This window comes from Metallosphaera sp. D4-4 (assembly GCF_046245145.1).
Lineage (GTDB): Archaea > Thermoproteota > Thermoprotei_A > Sulfolobales > Sulfolobaceae > Metallosphaera > Metallosphaera sedula.
Genome location: NZ_CP176412.1, coordinates 1,874,896 through 1,893,898, shown reverse-complemented (window position 1 = coordinate 1,893,898; position 19,003 = coordinate 1,874,896). Strand labels below are relative to the sequence as shown.

At 47.1% G+C, this 19,003-nt stretch carries 21 protein-coding genes and 1 pseudogene; 16 read left to right on the top strand and 6 right to left on the bottom strand.

Annotated features, from left to right (window positions below; all coding sequences use genetic code 11):
- The first annotated feature begins 186 nt into the window (after positions 1 to 186).
- Complete coding sequence (locus tag ACI49J_RS10220) at positions 187 to 2,493, top strand: M1 family aminopeptidase (protein WP_409366367.1); 2,307 nt, start codon at positions 187 to 189, stop codon at positions 2,491 to 2,493.
- Positions 2,494 to 2,507: 14 nt separating this feature from the next.
- Here ACI49J_RS10220 and ACI49J_RS10215 read toward each other — a convergent pair whose 3' ends face one another.
- Positions 2,508 to 3,065, bottom strand: a complete 558-nt coding sequence (locus ACI49J_RS10215; RefSeq protein WP_409366366.1) for a winged helix-turn-helix domain-containing protein — start codon at positions 3,063 to 3,065, stop codon at positions 2,508 to 2,510.
- A 319-nt stretch (positions 3,066 to 3,384) separates the two neighbouring features.
- Here ACI49J_RS10215 and ACI49J_RS10210 point away from each other — a divergent pair, with 319 nt between their 5' ends.
- From ACI49J_RS10210 to ACI49J_RS10200, 3 genes are all read left to right on the top strand, one after another.
- On the top strand, positions 3,385 to 3,663 hold the full coding sequence (locus tag ACI49J_RS10210) for a hypothetical protein (protein ID WP_240254128.1): 279 nt from the start codon (positions 3,385 to 3,387) through the stop codon (positions 3,661 to 3,663).
- The gene (locus tag ACI49J_RS10205) at positions 3,629 to 4,033 is read left to right on the top strand and encodes a type II toxin-antitoxin system VapC family toxin (protein ID WP_240254130.1); all 405 of its coding nucleotides are present in this window, start codon (positions 3,629 to 3,631) and stop codon (positions 4,031 to 4,033) included. Before ACI49J_RS10210 ends, ACI49J_RS10205 begins: the two co-directional genes overlap by 35 nt.
- Before the next feature lie 219 nt (positions 4,034 to 4,252).
- Positions 4,253 to 5,110, top strand: a complete 858-nt coding sequence (locus ACI49J_RS10200; protein WP_240254132.1) for a sodium:calcium antiporter — start codon at positions 4,253 to 4,255, stop codon at positions 5,108 to 5,110.
- Positions 5,111 to 5,142: 32 nt separating this feature from the next.
- Here ACI49J_RS10200 and ACI49J_RS10195 read toward each other — a convergent pair whose 3' ends face one another.
- Positions 5,143 to 5,382, bottom strand: coding sequence for a hypothetical protein (locus ACI49J_RS10195; RefSeq protein WP_409366365.1), 240 nt, complete (start codon positions 5,380 to 5,382; stop codon positions 5,143 to 5,145).
- Positions 5,383 to 5,441: 59 nt separating this feature from the next.
- Between ACI49J_RS10195 and ACI49J_RS10190 the strand changes: the two genes are divergently transcribed.
- From ACI49J_RS10190 to ACI49J_RS10150, 9 genes are all read left to right on the top strand, one after another.
- A complete protein-coding gene (locus ACI49J_RS10190) occupies positions 5,442 to 6,656 on the top strand; it encodes a 4Fe-4S dicluster domain-containing protein (RefSeq protein ID WP_409366364.1) in 1,215 nt (404 codons plus the stop codon).
- Between the two features lie 49 nt (positions 6,657 to 6,705).
- Positions 6,706 to 7,269, top strand: coding sequence for a 2-oxoacid:acceptor oxidoreductase family protein (locus ACI49J_RS10185; protein ID WP_011921451.1), 564 nt, complete (start codon positions 6,706 to 6,708; stop codon positions 7,267 to 7,269).
- Positions 7,259 to 7,516, top strand: coding sequence for a 4Fe-4S dicluster-binding protein (locus tag ACI49J_RS10180; RefSeq protein WP_011921452.1), 258 nt, complete (start codon positions 7,259 to 7,261; stop codon positions 7,514 to 7,516). The genes ACI49J_RS10185 and ACI49J_RS10180 overlap by 11 nt, the downstream gene beginning before the upstream one ends.
- Positions 7,513 to 8,709: a transketolase C-terminal domain-containing protein gene (locus ACI49J_RS10175; RefSeq protein ID WP_409366363.1), complete on the top strand. Its 1,197-nt coding sequence runs from the start codon at positions 7,513 to 7,515 to the stop codon at positions 8,707 to 8,709. The genes ACI49J_RS10180 and ACI49J_RS10175 overlap by 4 nt, the downstream gene beginning before the upstream one ends.
- Complete coding sequence (gene porB / locus ACI49J_RS10170) at positions 8,678 to 9,562, top strand: pyruvate synthase subunit PorB (RefSeq protein ID WP_240254145.1); 885 nt, start codon at positions 8,678 to 8,680, stop codon at positions 9,560 to 9,562. Before ACI49J_RS10175 ends, porB begins: the two co-directional genes overlap by 32 nt.
- Positions 9,563 to 9,598: 36 nt before the next feature.
- Entirely contained in the window at positions 9,599 to 10,699 is a 1,101-nt protein-coding gene (locus ACI49J_RS10165) for an MFS transporter (RefSeq protein WP_240254146.1), read from the top strand.
- On the top strand, positions 10,696 to 10,953 hold the full coding sequence (locus ACI49J_RS10160) for a DUF3398 domain-containing protein (protein ID WP_240254147.1): 258 nt from the start codon (positions 10,696 to 10,698) through the stop codon (positions 10,951 to 10,953). The genes ACI49J_RS10165 and ACI49J_RS10160 overlap by 4 nt, the downstream gene beginning before the upstream one ends.
- 345 nt (positions 10,954 to 11,298) lie before the next feature.
- Complete coding sequence (locus tag ACI49J_RS10155) at positions 11,299 to 12,720, top strand: MFS transporter (RefSeq protein ID WP_409366362.1); 1,422 nt, start codon at positions 11,299 to 11,301, stop codon at positions 12,718 to 12,720.
- A 63-nt stretch (positions 12,721 to 12,783) separates the two neighbouring features.
- Positions 12,784 to 14,586 (top strand): S53 family peptidase, encoded by a 1,803-nt coding sequence (locus ACI49J_RS10150; RefSeq protein WP_409366361.1) that lies wholly within the window; start codon positions 12,784 to 12,786, stop codon positions 14,584 to 14,586.
- A 333-nt stretch (positions 14,587 to 14,919) separates the two neighbouring features.
- Here the strand turns inward: ACI49J_RS10150 and ACI49J_RS10145 are convergent, their stop codons facing one another.
- Together ACI49J_RS10145 and ACI49J_RS10140 are read right to left on the bottom strand one after the other, a co-directional pair.
- Complete coding sequence (locus ACI49J_RS10145; RefSeq protein ID WP_240254152.1) at positions 14,920 to 15,279, bottom strand: nucleotidyltransferase domain-containing protein; 360 nt, start codon at positions 15,277 to 15,279, stop codon at positions 14,920 to 14,922.
- Between the two features lie 22 nt (positions 15,280 to 15,301).
- Positions 15,302 to 15,606 (bottom strand): annotated as a pseudogene (locus ACI49J_RS10140) (HEPN domain-containing protein).
- Between the two features lie 278 nt (positions 15,607 to 15,884).
- Between ACI49J_RS10140 and ACI49J_RS10135 the strand changes: the two are divergent.
- From ACI49J_RS10135 to ACI49J_RS10125, 3 genes are all read left to right on the top strand, one after another.
- Positions 15,885 to 16,745, top strand: a complete 861-nt coding sequence (locus tag ACI49J_RS10135) for a DMT family transporter (protein WP_240254154.1) — start codon at positions 15,885 to 15,887, stop codon at positions 16,743 to 16,745.
- Between the two features lie 361 nt (positions 16,746 to 17,106).
- Positions 17,107 to 17,343: a VapB-type antitoxin gene (locus ACI49J_RS10130; RefSeq protein WP_240254156.1), complete on the top strand. Its 237-nt coding sequence runs from the start codon at positions 17,107 to 17,109 to the stop codon at positions 17,341 to 17,343.
- Between the two features lie 208 nt (positions 17,344 to 17,551).
- The gene (locus tag ACI49J_RS10125; protein WP_240254158.1) at positions 17,552 to 17,755 is read left to right on the top strand and encodes a hypothetical protein; all 204 of its coding nucleotides are present in this window, start codon (positions 17,552 to 17,554) and stop codon (positions 17,753 to 17,755) included.
- Between the two features lie 67 nt (positions 17,756 to 17,822).
- Here the strand turns inward: ACI49J_RS10125 and ACI49J_RS10120 are convergent, their stop codons facing one another.
- Both ACI49J_RS10120 and ACI49J_RS10115 read right to left on the bottom strand, forming a co-directional pair.
- Positions 17,823 to 18,560, bottom strand: coding sequence for a hypothetical protein (locus tag ACI49J_RS10120; protein WP_409366360.1), 738 nt, complete (start codon positions 18,558 to 18,560; stop codon positions 17,823 to 17,825).
- 4 nt (positions 18,561 to 18,564) lie between these two features.
- Positions 18,565 to 18,999 (bottom strand): hypothetical protein, encoded by a 435-nt coding sequence (locus ACI49J_RS10115; protein WP_409366359.1) that lies wholly within the window; start codon positions 18,997 to 18,999, stop codon positions 18,565 to 18,567.
- Between the last annotated feature and the right edge of the window lie 4 nt (positions 19,000 to 19,003).

The following is a 19,003-nucleotide window of genomic DNA, read 5'->3' as shown; positions in this document are numbered from 1 at the left end:
ATTCCTTCTTAACCATTGTTACTATATAAGCTCAACATTTCCTATTCGTTAGGTTAGTGATAGATATCCTCGTAAAACCTTTCAGAAAGGCTTAAATGATTTCTGCTTTATAAGAAATATTTATAGTAATTCTTATTTCTCCTCACGAAGGCAACAGTTTTAATCGAGGAGCCATACAAGACTTTCATGAGCTACGTTCCAGCCAGGGAAATGGAGCAGGTGAGAATCGGGAAAGGATATGTTCTAAAGGAGCACGAAAAGCATTACCCGGAAAATTACCCTTGTACTATTAACTCTGCCACCTATTTCCTCAAGGTAGATGGGAATAAGCTAGAGGGTAAGGCGAACCTGTCCATGGAATGCAGGAAGGGACAGATGATTCTGAACGGAAGGCATTTTACCGTGAAGGAGTTCTCAGTCAACGGAAGGGCAACGTATTACTATGATGGTAACACGTTCAGGTTTGATGTAGACTCTGGTCCCAACTCGTTGACCATGTCTTATTCCGCCTCCTTAATGGGTTCGGTTCAGAGACTCGAAGAAATGAGCGAAGTCTCCACTACCGGTGAGACCGAGAACCCCATCTACTGGATACCCTCCCTCGCGGAACCTACGATGAAGACCAAGACCGAGTTATACGTTCAGGTAAAGAAACCACTCATGGCTGTATCCAATGGGGAGTTAAGGGAAGTTAGAGACTTGGGAGATTGGGTTGAGTACCATTGGGTAATGGACTTTCCACATTCGTTTTATCTAACTAGCCTTGCTGTGGGAGAGTTCTCGACGTTTAAGGAACAAGTGGACGGCGTCGTCCTGGAGTATTATCTACCCAAGGGTTTTGAGGATTACCTCTGGAACCTGGAGAGCACAAGGAGGGCCATGAAATTCTTCTCTAGTTATACAGGGGTTGCCTACCCATTCAAGAGATACGCCCAGGTTGTGCTCTTTGGAATGAACGGAGGAATGGAGTATATAACCAGTACCCATTTAACTTGGAGGGTGTTGCACGATAGGAGGGCAGACGCAGAGTATAGTGCGGATTCCCTAATCGCTCACGAATTGGCCCATCAATGGTTTGGGGATCTTGTTACCACCAAGGATTGGCCAAATATCTGGTTAAATGAGGGTTTCGCAACATATTTTCAGGCCCTATTCACTGAGGCCGATAAGGGAAGAGAGGAGTTTCTCTATGACATGTACACGAAATTGAAAACCTACCTTGAGGAGACCGAGGAGTACACGAGGCCCATTGTGAGTAGATACTATAAGTGGCCTGATGAACTCTTTGACAGGCATACGTACCAGAAGGGAGCTCTAGTTCTTCATGCGTTAAGAAACGCACTGGGAGACGAGATCTTCAGGGAAGGTATCAGGACTTACCTGGAACAGCATACAGGTAAATCCGTGGATACGGAGGACTTCAGGAAATCCATGGAGAGGGTCTCTGGACAGGACCTTTCGCAGTTCTTCGATCTTTACGTGTATTCCGCAGGCCATCCAGAGCTCACGGTCTCTATTCAGTACAATGAAACCCCTGTAGTGGTCCTGGAACAGAGTGAACCTAGTTATCCCCTGGAACTCGAGCTCAAGATAGTCAGTAATTCTACGGCGGAGATTAGGAAAGTGAAGATGACATCTGCAAGGGTAGAGATACCCGTGCCCAGTCTGAGGTATGTCTGCGTTGACCCCGAGTTCAAGGTATTTGCCGTGGTCAATGATAATCAACCGGAGGAAATGCTCGTCTCTGAGACTGAAGACCCCAGCATCATGTGCAGAATTAGATCTGCAAAGGGATTATCCAAGTACACGGACGAGAAGGCCATAAAGGCTTTGGGAAGGCTGTTGGATGACGGCTTCTGGGGAGTTGCGTATGAGGCTGCTGTAAGCCTTGGGAAAATCAAGACGCAGGAAGCGTTAAATGAACTATCCTCTCATAGACTCTCAAACCCAAAGGCCAGAAGAGGTATAGCTAAGGCCTTATCCGAGTTTAAGTACGACGAGAGGGCAGCGGAGCTTGCCATCTCCATGCTCAGGAGAGAGGAAAACTACTACGTAAAGGCGGAGCTAATAAGGAGTATTGGTAAGATAGGTATTCAGAAATATCAGGAGGAAGTGAAGAGATACTACGCAGAGGACAGTCATCTAGACGTGGTAAGGTCCGCAGTCCTAGAGGCATTGGCCCAGTTTGGATCTCAGGAGAACTACGACTTCATCCTGGAGAAGGCGTTCAAGGGGGAGAGCTTCCCAGTTAGGGAGAGTGCCACAAGGTGGTTGGGGAAGTTTGGGGACAGGGCTGTAGATCCCCTCTCAGTCCTTGTGAGGGATAGGTTACCTAGGGTAAGGTCGTCAGCTGTTGAGGCACTAGCCGAGACCTCCAGCCTGAAGGCACTACCCATACTTCAGTCAGTGATAAGGAACGAGGATGAAGATGGAAGAATAAGAGCTCTCGCGCTCAGGAAAACCTATTCCTTGGGGAAGATCCAATCAAAATAGTTTTAGGCTTTCCCTCATTCATGTGCAAGTTCAATTCCAAGAATTCTCTTGATGGAGCTTTCATCGTTTTTCAGTATCTGAACCCTTTTGCCGTCACTGTAAACAAGGAATTTCTTTCCAAGTATTACTCGAGGTCTAGAAACGAATATGTACCCTTTACCGCAGTCATTTTCCTCGCATATTTCAAGGTTTGCGACAAACACTGAGTTGTTGATTTCCCTATATGAGATTCCATTCCTCGCCAGAATCTCCTTTACCCTGTCAAGTGGTGACTGAGGGGTGATTTCACTGACAGGGATCAATTCCTCTATCTCTCTTTCAAGTCTAGCTTCCTCCTCCTTGATGGAGGCAAGTCTATTCAGTAGATTAAGAGCCATGATTCCCTTGGGAGTTAGGTACAGCATTCTATCCTTTTCCTCTATGAGGTTCCAAGCCTCCAGGAGTGAGAGATATTTTTTCAAAAGATCAAAACTAATTCTTGCTCCTGCCATAAGGCTTGTTTTCCTTATCCCACTCTGTGCAAGCTGAAGCATGTCCCTTATAATGTCATTGGTAGTTCTTTTTTTAGCCAAAGCAATTCACTAATACTAGTGTGTGTAATACTATATTATAAGTATTTCCCACTGGCAGGAACCAGGTTTGAGTTTTGAGGTTGATATTGTGGCTCGTTGTTTATTTCTATCATTATTCATCTCCATTTAACTGGGAGCCTCGTCGCTAGGTGTTCCGTCAATGAGGCAATATGGTTCGAGGGAGCAAAGTTGGACTAAGGTGTTATGTCCTCCAAAATTACTAAATTGCGAAGGTTATAGGCAAGTCCTCGAGGATAAAGGAATCCCATTATGGCTTACGTCCCGCTAACTCTGATAGCTTTTATACTAGGTGGAAAAAGTGGTAATTGTGGAAAAATTAGCATCCATTAAGATCAGGGAAAACACCAAGCAGGAGCTCATAAGGATTCGTGGAGAGCTCGAGAGGAGATATGGGAGGAAGTTCTCTCTAGATGATACTATCAAGTATCTAATAAGAGAAAACAGGGGTATGCACTCTAAGGACCCTCAGCTCTTGGACAGAATCTTTGGGATATTGAGGAACGAGGACCTGTATGGGGAATTGTTAAGGGAGAGGAGAGGGGATGAGGAGAGAATTAAGAGGAAGTTTGGTCTTTGACTCAGGGGTCTTGATCTCCTTACTGCAAGGGGAACTTGAGGATCTGTACCGTAGGGTAAGGAATGAGGAGATCGATCCGGTGATTAATGTGGTCAACCTTACAGAGGTATATTACGTTCTCTGCAGAAGACTAGGTGCTCAGAGGGCAGAGGAAATTGTTAATAGTGTAGTAAAGTCCGGCTACTTCAGCGTCGTTGGCGTTTCCAAGAAGATATATAGGGAGGTATCTCTGTGTAAGTGTAAGCATGCAATCTCCCTCTCCGATTGTTTCTCTATTGCCACCGCGAAGGCCCGTGGAATAAAGGCCCTATTTAGAAGGGAGAAGGAACTTGAAGGTATTCGGGAGGAGTCTGTGGAGTTCGTTGATTAATTAATCTATAGTTATTTAATTTGAAGTGTTTGTGTCATAACACGTCGTCAAGTCTGGACCAAGGGCTCAGACTGCTCAAGTTTTATAGATAGGCGATCAAACTCATTGTTAATCGCTGAACCTTTTTCATTTTCTAAGTCATCTTTCAAGGGAAAATTAATCAATTGTTCATCTCTAAATACTCAAAAGCTTATAGGGAATAAAGTCGTAATATTGAATGTGTTAGTCACTGAGATAGCCTCCATACCTCTTTTCCTACTGGGCGTGGAGCTCATCTACAGGGGGGCAAAGTTCTCTAGTCCTTACGTGATTGCCCTGATTTCAATTTTACCAGAGTTGATAATAACCTTGGAAGCGTCGTTCAGGTCAAACTATTACGTGGCACTCTCAACTGTACTGGGGAGCGTTATCTCCCTCTACGTCATTGGGGTTGCGTTCTTTGGAGTGGTCCATTTCATTAGATGGAAGAGCGACTTCAACGTAGGAATTCAGAGGGAATACCTCTTCATAGTTGTGGCCTCCCTCTTCATAGGTCTCATGGGTCTCACGGGTAGAATAGATGTTTGGTGGGGAGTTGTCCTATTTGGTTTATTCCTAGCATATAGCGTAATGAAAGTGAACAGGAGGGTAGTTAGGGATTCTAAGGCAATTCCAGCTCTAGTAATAGGTAGTGTTATAGTCTGGATATCCTCGTCCTGGCTTCTTCAAGACATCTTCTCATTATCCGCAATGTTTCACGTACCTCCGTATTATGTTGCCATACTCATAGTCCCCGTTATGTCCAACCTACAGGAAATCTCAACTGCCCTCAGATCAAGGAAGGAGAACGTGATGAGGGACCTGCTCCTTGGAGTGATAAATGAAAACCTTATGGCTTCCAGCTTGCTCCTTGCCATAATAGGGTTTGCGTCAGGGGTAAGCGGGATAGCCCTGGACTCTTTAACACCTCTTATTGAGGTCTCTTTCTTAGCGGGGATCCTAGCATATTTCCTGATAAAGAATGGCCAAATCAAGCTCTACGATTCAATACTGATGATGCTAGGCGTGTTGGTATTCATTGGAATGTTCAGACTGTGATCTTGTCTCTCCCCTTTAAGATACCTAGTCTGCTAGCTATTACACCAAGATCTGATGTCCCTAGTTAGCTTCTCAATGCTGTCCCTTTCCAGGCTCTGGCCCAGGATGAATTCGGCCGTGCTTTCTATTAAGCTTCTAATCTCATCATCGGAGGACGAACACACCCTCGTCTTATCCATTTCCGACGCGTGGCTCAGAGTTCCCTCCTTATCAGCTATCATCTTCGCCAGAAAATTTCTTATCAGTGCTGTTCTATAGAAGTTACTTTCCATAAAAAATGTTTAAATGTATAGGTAATAAACCTTAATATTATTAGGCAAGACATTCAACCATGGAAACCCTTAAGCTGAGTGACAGGGAACTCAGGCTAGGCTTCACATTCGATCACGATAAGTGCATAGTCTGCGGAGCCTGCGTCGATGCATGCAATAGGGCTTACGGTGGGAACTGGAGGGTACTCCCAGTCTTCGAGCTAGAGGGGGGCAAGACTGCCCTCTCCATCTCGTGTAATCACTGTGATAACCCCGTCTGCATGAAGTCCTGTCCTGCCGTGGCTATCTCCAAGAATGAAATGGGGATTGTCACCATAGACTCCAACAAGTGTATAGGTTGCGGTTACTGTCAATGGGCCTGTCCCTATGAGGCGCTTCACTTCTCGAAGGATGGGACCATGGGTAAGTGTCACCTCTGCATTGACAGACTTGGAAAGGGAATGCCCTATTGCGTGGAGAGTTGTCCCACGGGGGCATTGACCTTTGGCTGGTTGGACAGGCCAGATGGCGAGGTTAACTACCTTGCTCCGGCGTCTATAACTAGACCGAGATTAAAGATTGTCAATCCCAAGGAGATAAAGGCCTCTCCCCTGAAGGAAAAGAGAGAGGAGAATGCGACAGGTCTGATTGCCTTCACCCTTGGGAGCGAGATAGCTCTGGTCTATTCCCTGTTGAGATTGCCATATTTTGCACTGATTGCTTTCGTGCTCCTCGCTGGCACCCTCCTTCTATCTGTGGGTCATGCTAGGGTCACTATGAGGTCCATGAGGGTAATTCTCAATTTATCCACTTCCTGGCTCAGCAGGGAGGTCCTCTTCGGTGGACTCTCGGCGCTAGCATTCCTTCTTTCAATCTTCGTGGGAGACGCGTATTATGTGGCCCTACCCCTTCTAGTTCTTAGCGTGATCTCCTCGATAATGATTTATATGTTAAAGTCTAGGCCATCCTGGTATCATCCTGACACGCCGATGTCGTTCCTTGGGGCAGGATTCACGGTGGTGTCCCCTCTGGCCTACGTCTTCATTCACAGTCCAGTGTTACTCGTGTTGGGGGCAGTGTTTGCGGTGGGCGAGATAATCACCGCCAGATCCAAGGCGAAGATGGGTTTCAAGGATAAGAGGATCCTGAATTTGCCGTACTTGGTACTCGAGATTACGACTTTCTTCGTCCCCCTCCTAGGAGTATTGACAGCAGTCGTGGCCATATTATCAGAGATAATACATAGATGGGAATTCTTTCAAAAGGTAGTATACTACGGCGTTCCAACAGTTTAAATTTTTCAGTAACAATCTTTATTAGACTAACAAGTTAATAGTAACGTGGGTGGAATCATCGCTTGAGATACGATTTCATGGAAGAGGCGGACAAGGCGTTGTTACGGCAGCCAATTTACTTGCAGAGGCTGCTGGTCTAGACGGACTTTTCTCCTCAGCTTTCCCCATATATGGCGCTGAGAGAAGGGGAGCGGAAATAGAGTCTTACTGTAGGATTTCTGACTCGCAGATAAGGGAAACTTCTCCCATTGAGGAACCTGACGTAGTGGTTATTCTAGATCCCACATTGCTCAAGATTTCCAACCCCCTGAAGGGTTTGAAGAAGGACGGGAAAATTGTGCTTAACTGGAAGGGAAATCCGCCAGTCTCAGGTAGGATCTTCCTAGTGGACGCGACAGGAATAGCCATGGAACTGAAGCTGGTGAAATCTGGCTGGCCTCTCGTCAACATCTTAATGTTGGGCGCACTAGTTAAGGCAGTTGGGGTACCCTCCTTGGACTCAGTGAAGAAGGCCATAGACTCTGAGTTTAGCGGGAATGTGGCAGAGCTCAACAAGAGAGCCGTTGAACTAGCCTACGAGAGCACAAGAGAGGTGAAGGAAATTGTCGCTTGATTATCAGTTTTTCCCGGTTTCCCACCCAAGCGAGGGAGCAGGGGGAAAGACCGGTAACTGGAGGGTGGTGAAGCCAGTTGTTGGCGATAGGTGTATTGGTTGTAATGCATGTTACCTATGGTGCCCTGAGGGCACCATTGGGGTTAAGGGGAAAAGGGCTGAGGTTAACTACGAGTATTGTAAGGGTTGCGGGGTCTGCGCGAATGTGTGCCCCGTTAAGGCGATTTCAATGGTGACCGAGTCATGATGAAGATCATTTCAGGGAATGAGGCTGTTGCCCTCGCGGTAAAGCTAGCGAGGGTTGGGGTTGTGGGGATCTACCCAATAACTCCTCAGACCACCATAATCGAGGAACTAGCTGAGATGAAGGCAAGGGGGGAGATCTCCACAGATGTGGTTAGGGTGGAGAGCGAACACTCTGCCATGGGTGTGACCCTGGGGGCAGCCGTGTCTGGAGTAAGGGCGTTCACTGCTACCTCCTCCCAGGGACTTCTTTACATGCACGAGATGGTTTGGTGGGCTGCAGGGAGCAGGGCACCCATAGTGATGGTGGTAGCAACTAGGGCAGTGGGTGCTCCTTGGAACATCTGGAACGAGAACACTGACTTCATGAGTGAGAGGGATAGTGGTTGGATAATGGCCTTCGCCTCAAGCCCTCAGGAGGCGCTTGATCTAACTCTACAGGCCTTCAGGATCTCCGAGGATCCTAGGGTTTTCGTTCCCATGATGGTGGGAATGGATGGGTTCATTCTCTCCCACACTAAAACCAACGTGTATATTCCTTCGCAGGAGGATGTAGACGCGTTTATTCCACCCAGGAGGCAACCCTACGTTATAGATCCAGAGACGCAGGAAAGCATGGGTAACATTTTCCAACCAATCCATTACATGAAGCTAAGGCAGTCCATAAATGATGCCATAGCGGACTCGAAGGACGTGATTAGGGAAGTGGGGAGGGAATACGAGAAGGTAAATCCCCTGGCGGATTATAAGACCCTCAATGTAGAGTATAAGCTGGAGGATGCCGATTACGCCGTGGTTACAATGGGGGCCTGGTCCTTAGACGCGATGGAGGCTGTGGACAGGTTAAGGGAGAGAGGAATCTCCGTGGGACTTTACAGGGTGAGATACGTGAGACCGTGGGCTGAAGACGAGATATTAAGGGCACTGGGAGATAAGAAGGGAGTTATTGTGTTTGACAGGGCGACGTCGCTGGGCAGAGGAGGGCCTCTTTACTTAGAGGTGAAGGCGTCCCTGAATAACCCCGTAAAGGGGGTAGTTGCAGGGCTCGGGGGCGTGTCCATGAATAAGAAGGATTTCATGGAGGCCATATCCACGTCCATCGAGGAAATGAAGCGTGGCTCCTTTAGGGAGGTAACCTGGTACTATCCGAGCGAGGTGAAAGAGGTTGAGCTTGGGACTCCGAGGTCTGCGATCTGAGTCACTCCTTCCAGGGACATCGGCCTGCCCTGGATGTCCTGAGAACATGGCCATGAGAATGGTGGGAATGGCCCTGGGTAAGAACGTTGCCATGGTTGTAGTGGCAGGATGTTCCTCCGTAATTCAGGGGATAGGACCCAAGAACGCTTACGGCTATCCTGTGCTTAATATAGCCTTCGCTGCCGGTCCCGCAGCAGCCTCAGGTATGTGGAGGGCCTTCAAACAGAGGAATAAGGACGTGACCGTAGTGGTCTGGGCTGGAGATGGAGGTACAGCGGACATAGGGTTTGCTTCACTTAGCGGAGCCGCTGAGAGGAACGAGGACTTCATATACCTCTGTGTGGACAATGAGGCCTACATGAACTCCGGAGGTCAGAGGAGCGGTTCCACCCCCCACGGTGCCGTAACCACTACCACACCTGAAGGGAAGAAGGAGAACAAGAAGGAGTTACTCTTCATAATGCTTGACCATAACGTTCCCTATGTGGCCACGGCATCCGTGGGCTATCCCCATGACCTCATGGATAAGTTAAAGAGGGCCAAGGAAGTGAACGGATTTAGGTATATCCAGATCCTTACACCAGACCCTTATGGTTGGCTATTTGATCCCTCTAAGACCGCTGAGGTTGGCAAGTTGGCTGTGCAGACGTGCTATTGGCCCCTCATAGAGGTTGTAAACGGGAAGGTTAGGATAAGTAATGAGTCGCTCCATTGCCTTAAGAAGGAGACCAGAAGGCCCTTGAAGGACTTCCTTTCTGTTCAGGGCAGGTACAAGAAGCTCTCGGAAAGGGATTACCTTGAACTAGAGAAGTTCGTGGATGACCTCTGGGAAAGGATAATCTCCATGAGCTAACTAAAGATTTTTTGTACGGGTCTCCATTTATCTGGCATGAACTCGGACGTCTACAAGATATCCTTTTCTGCCTTCTTTGCTGATCTGGGTTACCAGGCCGTGGTTGCGTCGTTCCCCATTATTCTAGTTTTCCAGTTTCACCTGCCAATTTACATCTACGGAGTTGTGGAAAGTGTGTCCTATGGTGTTGGGTTAATCTTTTCGTTTCTAGGTGGGGCTCTCGCGGATAGGTACGGGAGCAAGAGGGTTGCAATCTTTGGAAACCTCCTGGTGACCCTGCTATCCTTCACAGGGCTGGCACAAAATAGCCTCGAGGCGATTGGTCTCTTCCTGTCAGGCTGGTTCATGAGAAACTTCAGGAGCCCTGCCAGGAGAACCATGTTAGTTCAGGCGACCAGTGAGAACGAGAGATCAAGGGCATTCGCCATTCTTCACTCGCTGGACTTCCTAGGAGGGTTGATAGCTGTGGTGTATCTCTCCGTTGGCCTTTACCTGAAGTTCTCGTTTGCCGAGATTCTACCCTTGACTGCAGTCCCAATCCTGATAAGCTCGCTATTCCTTTACCTGTCCAGGCCTAGGGAGGGGAAGAGCACAGCTAGAAGGAGCGGGAAAGTCCTGGGCGCGGTGGCCCTTGCCTCCCTCCTCTTCGGGATCAGCACGTATAGTCCTGGATTCCCCATCATTACCGTGACTCAGTCTACCTCGCAGATCTACCTGGGCACCTTAACCTACGGGTTTTTTCTGGGCTCATCCTCAGGTTTCGGAATGTTATTATCTAGGTTGAGGATGAAGGATTACCTAGGCCTCACCCTGGGTTACCTGGTGACTGCGATCGCAAGTGCCGGGTTTATCTTCCTGTTTCCCTTCAGGGAGATAGGCCTTTACCCCATGGCAATTCTCCTGGGCGTCGGGAGCGCCTTTGCCGAGACCTTCGAACCAAGTATAGTGTCCAAGGTTGCAGGTCAGAACGTGGGAACTGGAATGGGCATACTTTCCCTGTCGAGGGGGATAGGTTACTTTGTGGGGAACTCCGTGATGGGCCTTCTGTACTCCCTGAGTTACGTTTACGCATACGCCTTTGCATCATTGATTGCCCTAGGTTCCACTGTGATAATCCTTGCCCTGGTGAGAAAATGACCCTGTTTCAGGAGGTTGATGGCCTCATTAAGGGAAACAGGCCACTATTTGCAATGATGCTAATCAAACAGTTCGTTGAGGACCACCAACTGGAGAACCCGTCAAAGGAGTGCAAGGAAATCTTCCGGGCTGTGAAGGTCATGCCGTGGATGAACGACGAATCGTGGAGGTACTTTGCACCTTCGCTTCCAGAGGAGGAAATAAAGACCCTGGCACTCAAGGTACAGGACTGTGCAAGGATGTATGGAGACTAGTTAGAGATCTAGTAAAAGAGCTGAACAGATAAAACTAGCAGAGATCTAGCTCTCAACGAAATATTTCTTCAATATGCTGGTACAATTCTGATAATTTCGAATATTCTGAGATTATATGCATAAAAAGGTTCTTCAAGAACGGACGAAAGCCTCTAAACACACATTCCTTTACTCTTCAAGCCAACCATTTTAAGGAACAATATGTCCAACTAACCTAATTTGAGGAATCCATCAATGGATAGATCAGCGGATATGCGCTCACTATATAACTAGGTAGTCTCAGCAGAGACGACCACCTTTACCCCTAAAATCAAGTTTTATTTTCCCTCATACCTAGGAATCATGATGGACAAGAGGGGAAGGGAGGTCCTACTCCTGCTGGTATGGGGCGACCTCCTCATAAATTACGTGGAAACCATGGTTGTTCCGGCAATTCCCACGATTCAGAGCGACTTCTCAGTGAGCTCGACCCTTGCCTCTTGGATAACCTCAGCCTTTATCATTGTGGGAGCGGTAGTCTCGCCAATCTTCGGTAAGCTTGCCGACATGTATGGAAGGAAAAGGATGTACCTCATTTCCCTTGGGGGTTACCTAGTTGCGGTCGCCTTGGCCGGCTTTTCGCCCTCAATTTACGCACTCATTACTGCCAGGGCAATACAGGGAATAGGCTACGGTATCTTCCCTGTTGGGTTGGCCATAATCACTGACGTCCTCCCACCACAGGACGTCGCGACGGCGCAGGGACTACTCTCAGGTTCCGTGGGTATAGGCACGGCTCTTGGGCTCATAGTCGGTTCATACATAGATCAGAACTTTGGCTGGCAGTATGCCTTCCACACTGCCTTCATCCTCTCCCTACTCTTCTTCCTGCTTATCCTAACCAAGCTTAGGGACACGGGCGTGAGGGTGAAGGAGAGCATAGATTACGTTGGAACAACTCTTTTAACCCTGGGTATGATCCTCATCCTGGTTTACATAACCGAGGGACCTTCACTGGGCTGGTTGAACGCCGAGAACCTAGTCTTGTTAACGTTGGGACTCCTTCTCGTACTCGTCTTCATTCCTGTGGAGTTGAGGGTAAGGGAACCCCTCGTTGACATGAACCTCATGAGGATTAGGAACGTAATGGTAGCGAACTTGGTTGGGGTTGTGAGCAGTATTGCCCTCATGATCATGTATTTCGGGATAATCTACTACGCCCAGCTACCCCCTCCCTTCGGGCTGGGACTTGACATATTCTCTGCGGGATTAACCCTAGCTCCCGCTACCGTGGTCATGTTCGTGGTAGGTCCGATCGTGGGTAAGCTCACGGGAGATGCAGGCCCGAAACCTCTCCTCGTGTTCGGTTCACTAACCTCGATCCTTGGTTTCATTCTCCTCATGGTGAATAGGGGAACGTCGCAGGCACTGGTTGAGGACGTGATAGTGGCGGGGACTGGGATGATCTCGATCATTATTCCCCTCATTAACATGATAGCCGTCTCGCTTCCAGAAACTGCGAGGGGTATAGGTCTGGGAGTAAACACCCTCCTGCGCAACCTCGGGGCGTCCATAGGTCCAGTTCTGGCCACATCGATTATGTCGTCTTATAAGGACCCCTACGTCCTCATGATAGACAACCAGATCTTGATCTCCTTCTATCCTGGGAGGGAGGCCTTCAATGTGATGTTTCAAGTTGCAGTTCTGGTCATCCTCGTGAACCTGGGTATATCACTGCTCACAAGAAACTATAAATTGAAAGGAAAAGGTAGAAATATTATTTTATGAACGCGTGTATTTAAAAATTTATATTCAAGTCTTTTTATAGGGGTATGACTCTTTTAAAGAGTAATGAAAAACATAAGTTCCATTCTGATAGTATTGATTTTGCTTGTATTTTCCTCTCTAGGCTCAGGTCTAGTTCTGCAGGCCCAGGAATCTGTGTACTATGTGCAAACATCATCTCCCCAGTACTCAATTTTACCCGGATCGCAGTTCGTGGAACCGCTAAGTAGCAGTGTTACGATCCCAATAACCATATTGCTTAACTTCACGAACTATTCATCACTTAACAGTGAGCTTCTATACGTGATTTCAACTGGTCATTATTTGACGCCCTTGAAGTTCAGGGAATACTACTATCCCAGTCAGTCTTACGTGAAATCCCTTGAGAACTACTTGAAAGGATACGGGTTTGTTCCCACAGGGAATTACGGACTCATTCTCACCTTTAACGCCACAGTAGGCGAGATTGAGCAGGCGTTCCACACATACATAAACGTGTACTATTATTCCTTCAAGGATATCTATTGGTTCGGTGAGGTCGGAATCGAGAACGTGGGACCCTTCTATTACTTCACGAATAACGTTACGCCATCGCTTCCCTATAACGTGGGTAAGTACGTGGTTGGAATTGTGGGTATAGATAGCGTTGATCCACACGTGTACCAGGCATTAAGACAAGCTTGGAATGTGCCTATGGTCAAGGGGAAGGGATCCAGCAGTAGTGGGCTAATTTCGAGCGCAATAATCACTCCCAACACGATCCAGCAGTACTTCAACTTCTCGTCGCTCTACGCGCAGGGTAAAACGGGATCAGGTTCCACGATCGCCATAGAGGGAGTACCAGAGTGTTACGTGAATACAACGGATATATACTCGTTCTGGAAGCTTTTCAACATTTCTAGGACTGGATCGCTCAACGTTATCACCCTTGGAAATGATACCTCGGGAGGTCAATCAGGTGAAAACGAGCTAGACGCTGAGTATTCAGGGGCCTTTGCTCCAGGCGCTAATATCGCAATAGTGTTCAGTGATGGTTATGTGGGCGGGAAAGCCCTTGTGGGAAACTCCCTAAATTACTATTATGAATACTATTACATGGCTAACTATCTTAATCCTGACGTGATCTCGATCTCGGTAACGTTACCGGAAAGCTATCTTGCGGCATATTATCCGGCGATGTTGTACATGATACACAACATCATGGTTCAGCTATCGGTGCAAGGAACCTCGGTCCTAGCTGCGTCAGGGGACTGGGGATTTGAGTCCGATTATCCTCCGCCTAACTTCCACATAGGCGTTTACAACACCATATGGTACCCAGAGAGCGATCCACTGGTCACCTCAGTGGGTGGGATATTCCTCAATGCGACCTCAACGGGACAGATCTACTCCTTCTCTGGATGGGATTATAGTACAGGAGGCAATAGTGTGGTATTCCCAGTTCAGATATACGAGTTAACCTCTGTAATTCCGTTCACGCCTGTCACAGTGAGAACTTACCCTGATATTGCCTTCGTTTCAGCGGGCGGTTATAACATACCCGAGTTCGGTTTTGGGCTTCCCCTGATCTTCGACGGACAGGTGTTCGTATGGTATGGGACTAGCGGTGCAGCTCCCATGACGGCTGCAATGGTTTCACTGGTGGGACAGAGGTTAGGTCCACTGAACTACGCGCTCTATCACATTTCGTACTCAGGTGAGATAATCACGCCTCAAGGAGTTGTGAAGGGATTGCCAGCGTGGATACCCGTGACCTCTGGCAACAACCCATTCCCGGCCCACTACGGATGGAATTACGTTACTGGACCTGGGACTTATAACGCGTACGGGATGGTCATGGACTTAGGAATGTATGCTGAGTATGTCTAAGTGAATGTGAGACACGTCGTCCCTTTTTTATTTTAGAAGTCACATGGAAGATTGATGTCATGTTTATGTATTTCATCTCCCTTCATAGCATGCCATCTTGTCGTCCCGAGACCCTGTCTCAGGTGACTCAGTGCTCCACAACTAGTTCTAGGGCAATCTAATAAGGTCTATCCTGCGACACTTCATGATACTTTGGGCCTCACGCTCCTGGCTTTGACCATTTCCATGTTACAAGAGTCCTACTATGATATTCTCAATAAAGTGTTTTTGTAAATTATTTGTAAATTATATCAATAAACTACTGCCGAAGTTATAGGTATCTTTCCTCATTTTCTAGTCCAGGTTTTTCCCGACTTTTACCCATTCCTTCCTTTTCTCTCTGTATACTTCTATGACTTTTTCCCAGAATTTGTCATCTTTTTCAATTATTCTCCCCTCTTCAATGATTTGCAGAATAAATGGATCTGAAGAGTAAAGTTTCTTCATGAAGACCTCAGTATTCATGAATAGCGCATCTACATCACCTGGAAACATGTTAACTATCTTTAAGTAGAGTTGATTGTCCACCCTCTTCGGATCCTTAGGAATATCATCATCAACGTATAACATATCATAATCGCTACTTTCAGTAAAATCTCCTCTAGCTCTTGAACCAAAGAGCATGATTAACCTTGCAACTGTTGCCTTACCCAAGTCATGATTCTCTTTGCGCAATTTAAATATTGATCTCCATCTCTTTTTGTGTAGTATTCATGGGGGCACCCTCATCGTAAGTATCGGGATACCTGGGCGGAATATATTGTTTATCCAGGTAAACTAAACATTCTCTTATGTCCTCTGAAGGGGATGGGATTCCGATAATTTTAGTAAGGAATGTCCTCTTCTTTCAATACCTCTGTCTTGAAGTAGCCCCTTTACTGCCAGTTCGGCAGATTGCTGTGAAAGGAAACATGCTAATTCGAAATAGCCGTGCAGAAAATTGAATTCTGCCTCCTCTAAAGTCCTTTCAGCTTGCTTCATCCAGTCTTCTACTCTTTTCATGTACAAAAAAAGGTAAGCCAGCAATTTAGCGTTGCTATGTCACGGTCACAAGTCAGCCTGCCACCCATTAAGAAATAAGTCTCAACCAAGCCATATAGAGGCAGGATAAGCTCAACACGTGCATCACTTCGTATACCATTAGAAGTTATCCAGTTCCTCGCGGAGAGAGCTCTTCTCCTTTCACACTATAGATATTAAACTCAACTACCCAACCTAGAAAAGCATCTCTTTTATTCTCAAAAATCTGTCCCATCTTAATGAAAATACTGAAATACCTGATCCCTTACATCATCTTTGGATCGCTTCAGTACAAGTTCACAAAGGACGGACTTACCTTTGCTTCTCCGTTCCTTTTCATGTCACTTAGATACTTCATAGGTGGACTAGCCCTTCTTCCCTTCGCCAGAAAGGTGGTTCTCAACAAGGACGTAATCGTCTTGACCCTCCTAACAACTGCGAGCTCCGGTCTCTGGGCAATGGGTCTTAACTACGTTGCACCCTCCGAATCTGCGGTCCTAAGCTACACGATGCCCCTCTTCTCAATCCCCATTGCTTACCTTATCCTATCCGAGAGACCTAGGACCTTTGAGGTTGTGGGGGCGATCATCGGTTTCCTCGGGGTTACGGTGTACGGTCTATCCCTTTCAGGCAAACTTTCCGTCCTAGGTGGAATACTCACGGTACTCAACGCAGTATTTTGGGCCTCCTTCACTGTGTATTACAGGAAGTTGAGATCCATGGACCCAGCAGTGGTTAACACGTCCCAAATGCTCCTTGGATCCCTCGTTTTCCTGGCCTTGACCCCTATAGGTTTCAGGTTCGATCCATCTTTGAACTTCGTAGGAGATCTCCTGTTCTCAGCTTTACTTGGAGGTACTCTTCTCTTCTATCTCTGGAACGTAATGCTGAGGATGGAGAGGGTCGGTAAGGTGACCGTTATGGCCTTTTCTGTTCCAGTCACGAGCTCGATCATTGACGAGGTCACGGGAGAGGTACAGCTCAATCATGAGAGTTACGTGGGAATGCTAACCATGATGGCTGGGATTATTCTTTCAAGAAAGGATGAGATATTCTCGAAAAAGAGGAAGGTTGCTGTGAAGACTGCGAAAACCTCCTAAAAGATTTTTAACTTTGACCTGATATAGTTCCTGATAAAGGTAAATAGTTGTAAACCTCCCTTTAGGATGACAGTACAAGATTATAACAGCTTCTCACGATTCGTTTCTAAGCATGTTAGAAATGAGGCTAATTACCAATATCCGGATAAGGAAAATTAATCTAACTACTTTTTAGTTATTTAAACATATCTGCGAGGAAGAAATACGGTAGTATCTTCGGAACTTGATTTGGAAACGCTACGCAGGAATTCTTAGGATCAAGGTTTTTCCAGACCAGATTGCCCCAGAAGAACTTCGACGACACTATGCGGTCCCTCACGATCCATTTATCTTTTTACACTAAGCGTACCAAGTATACCTCATGAAAGTGATTAAGGTTTCAGATGAAAATAGACAGAAACTTCTTCAATTGGCCGGAGAGTTACAGGCCAAGGAAGGAAAGAAGGTAACCCTGGATGACGTCATCACGGTTCTCATAGACCACTATACGAAAGAGACAAAGAAATCCAGGCCTAGGTTGACGGAGTTACTCGAGAAATATCAATTTGAGGCAGAACCTGTCACCGTGGAGGAGATGGAAAAGGAGATCTACAAGTGAAGGAGATGGTACTCCTAGATACATCCTCCATCTACGCAATTTTCAACAAGGGAGATCCCAATCACGTGAGGACTTCATAACTGTTAAGAGAAATAGAGGAGTTGAGGTTTGGTCAACCCACCATCTGCGATTACGTGGTAGATGAGACGTTGACGCTGGTTTTTCAAGGCACGGAAAGAGTTATGCCTTCCTAGTGCTGAACGAGATATTGAACTTCATAATCGAGGGAGTTACTCTTGAGTTCGTTAGTCCTAACATGTTTGAAAAGGGGATTGAATACTTCAGAAAGTATCAGTTAAGTTTCACGGATTACGTTCAGGATGCCCTACTCATGGGGCGAAGCAAGGACAGATACATAGCGAGTTTTGATAGAGGATTTGACCAGGTTAAGGGAATAGTGAGGATTAGTTGACTATCACGGGTGGACTGGAACCCACACGGGAATAGTGTGATTTTCTCATCTCGTTAAAGCCACCGCCCTAGATGGTTTTACCCCTACCTCTCACGCTATCTGGCCTTGTCTCCCTCAGGGCATTCCCCACTCTCCTCGTGGTCCCATAGTTAATCCACAGGAATAGAGCAGTTATCACGGGCAATCCCACGTACACAGAGTCTAGGAAAGGAGAGAATGTTCCCAGCGCCAGCACAGGGGTATAGTAGGCCACGATTGTCGCAATTGAGATGCAACATGTACTCCCGCTTACTATTCCCAGAAGGGGCAGGCTCACGATAGAAAGGTTCCTCCTTAACCCGGTCATTCTCCTTAGCTCAATGAGGTTCCCAACTACTAGCAGGCCTATAACTAGTCCCATGACCAGGGAGAAAAACGAGAGATCGAGGTAGAACCAGGAACCGCCCAGAGATAATGAGGGGGTGAAGAATAGGCCTATCGCGTTCTCTAGGTTCAGGGAACCCATCGGAGCATAGGTCACGGAGAACACGCTAGGAGGCGAGATTCCCAAGATCCTGTCTAGGAGTAGACTATACGCCATGTAGTGCACGGTAAGATAGGCCAGGAAGACTCCCCAAGTCACCCTATCCCTCAGACAGGAGACCACGCTCCTAAGCGGAAACCTCAGGAGTAAGTATCCAATCCCCAACCAGAATACCAATCCTCCTCCCAGCTGGAACGGGAACTGATTGGGAAAGATGGGAGAAATCAAGAAGAAGGCGAGTCCAAGAAGGCTCACTAAAAAATAGAATAATTCAATCCTCATGTGATCAATCCCTGAAATATTCCTTGTATATCACGAAGATGAGCGACGAGAACAGTAGAATCATCAGGCCTACCAGGAGGCCCAGGTTGAACTGATATGCTAAAACGTCAGAGAAGTACTGTGATATGGCGTAGGCAAGCCCTATCCCGGAGACTAGGATCAGCGGAAGCACCATCTTAGACACGTCTGCCTTCCTAACCTGTTGTTCCTGGACTTCCGTGTATCTGAACCTGATGGAGAAGAAAATCAAGGAGCCCATGAAGACTCCAAAAACTCCAGAGGCACTTATGTACATTAGTCTCCAAAGGTTCTCGACGTACACCGAGATTGGGGACTGGGCCAGGTAACCAAGGTTCCCGAAGTCGCCAATCCAGAGGAAGATGATCGCCATGATCACCATGGTGAAGATCCACGCCGCTATATCCTTGGGCTTGAGCATGATA

What these genes read in the sequence shown, in the direction of transcription:
- ACI49J_RS10220 (WP_409366367.1), top strand. Translation starts at nt 187, where the DNA reads ATGAGCTACGTTCCAGCCAGGGAAATGGAGCAGGTGAGAATCGGGAAA.
- ACI49J_RS10205 (WP_240254130.1), top strand. Translation starts at nt 3,629, where the DNA reads ATGAGGAGAGAATTAAGAGGAAGTTTGGTCTTTGACTCAGGGGTCTTG.
- ACI49J_RS10195 (WP_409366365.1), bottom strand. Translation starts at nt 5,382, where the DNA reads ATGGAAAGTAACTTCTATAGAACAGCACTGATAAGAAATTTTCTGGCG.
- ACI49J_RS10190 (WP_409366364.1), top strand. Translation starts at nt 5,442, where the DNA reads ATGGAAACCCTTAAGCTGAGTGACAGGGAACTCAGGCTAGGCTTCACA.
- ACI49J_RS10175 (WP_409366363.1), top strand. Translation starts at nt 7,513, where the DNA reads ATGATGAAGATCATTTCAGGGAATGAGGCTGTTGCCCTCGCGGTAAAG.
- ACI49J_RS10165 (WP_240254146.1), top strand. Translation starts at nt 9,599, where the DNA reads ATGAACTCGGACGTCTACAAGATATCCTTTTCTGCCTTCTTTGCTGAT.
- ACI49J_RS10160 (WP_240254147.1), top strand. Translation starts at nt 10,696, where the DNA reads ATGACCCTGTTTCAGGAGGTTGATGGCCTCATTAAGGGAAACAGGCCA.
- ACI49J_RS10155 (WP_409366362.1), top strand. Translation starts at nt 11,299, where the DNA reads ATGGACAAGAGGGGAAGGGAGGTCCTACTCCTGCTGGTATGGGGCGAC.
- ACI49J_RS10150 (WP_409366361.1), top strand. Translation starts at nt 12,784, where the DNA reads ATGAAAAACATAAGTTCCATTCTGATAGTATTGATTTTGCTTGTATTT.
- ACI49J_RS10135 (WP_240254154.1), top strand. Translation starts at nt 15,885, where the DNA reads ATGAAAATACTGAAATACCTGATCCCTTACATCATCTTTGGATCGCTT.
- ACI49J_RS10130 (WP_240254156.1), top strand. Translation starts at nt 17,107, where the DNA reads ATGAAAGTGATTAAGGTTTCAGATGAAAATAGACAGAAACTTCTTCAA.
- ACI49J_RS10120 (WP_409366360.1), bottom strand. Translation starts at nt 18,560, where the DNA reads ATGAGGATTGAATTATTCTATTTTTTAGTGAGCCTTCTTGGACTCGCC.
- ACI49J_RS10115 (WP_409366359.1), bottom strand. Translation starts at nt 18,999, where the DNA reads ATGCTCAAGCCCAAGGATATAGCGGCGTGGATCTTCACCATGGTGATC.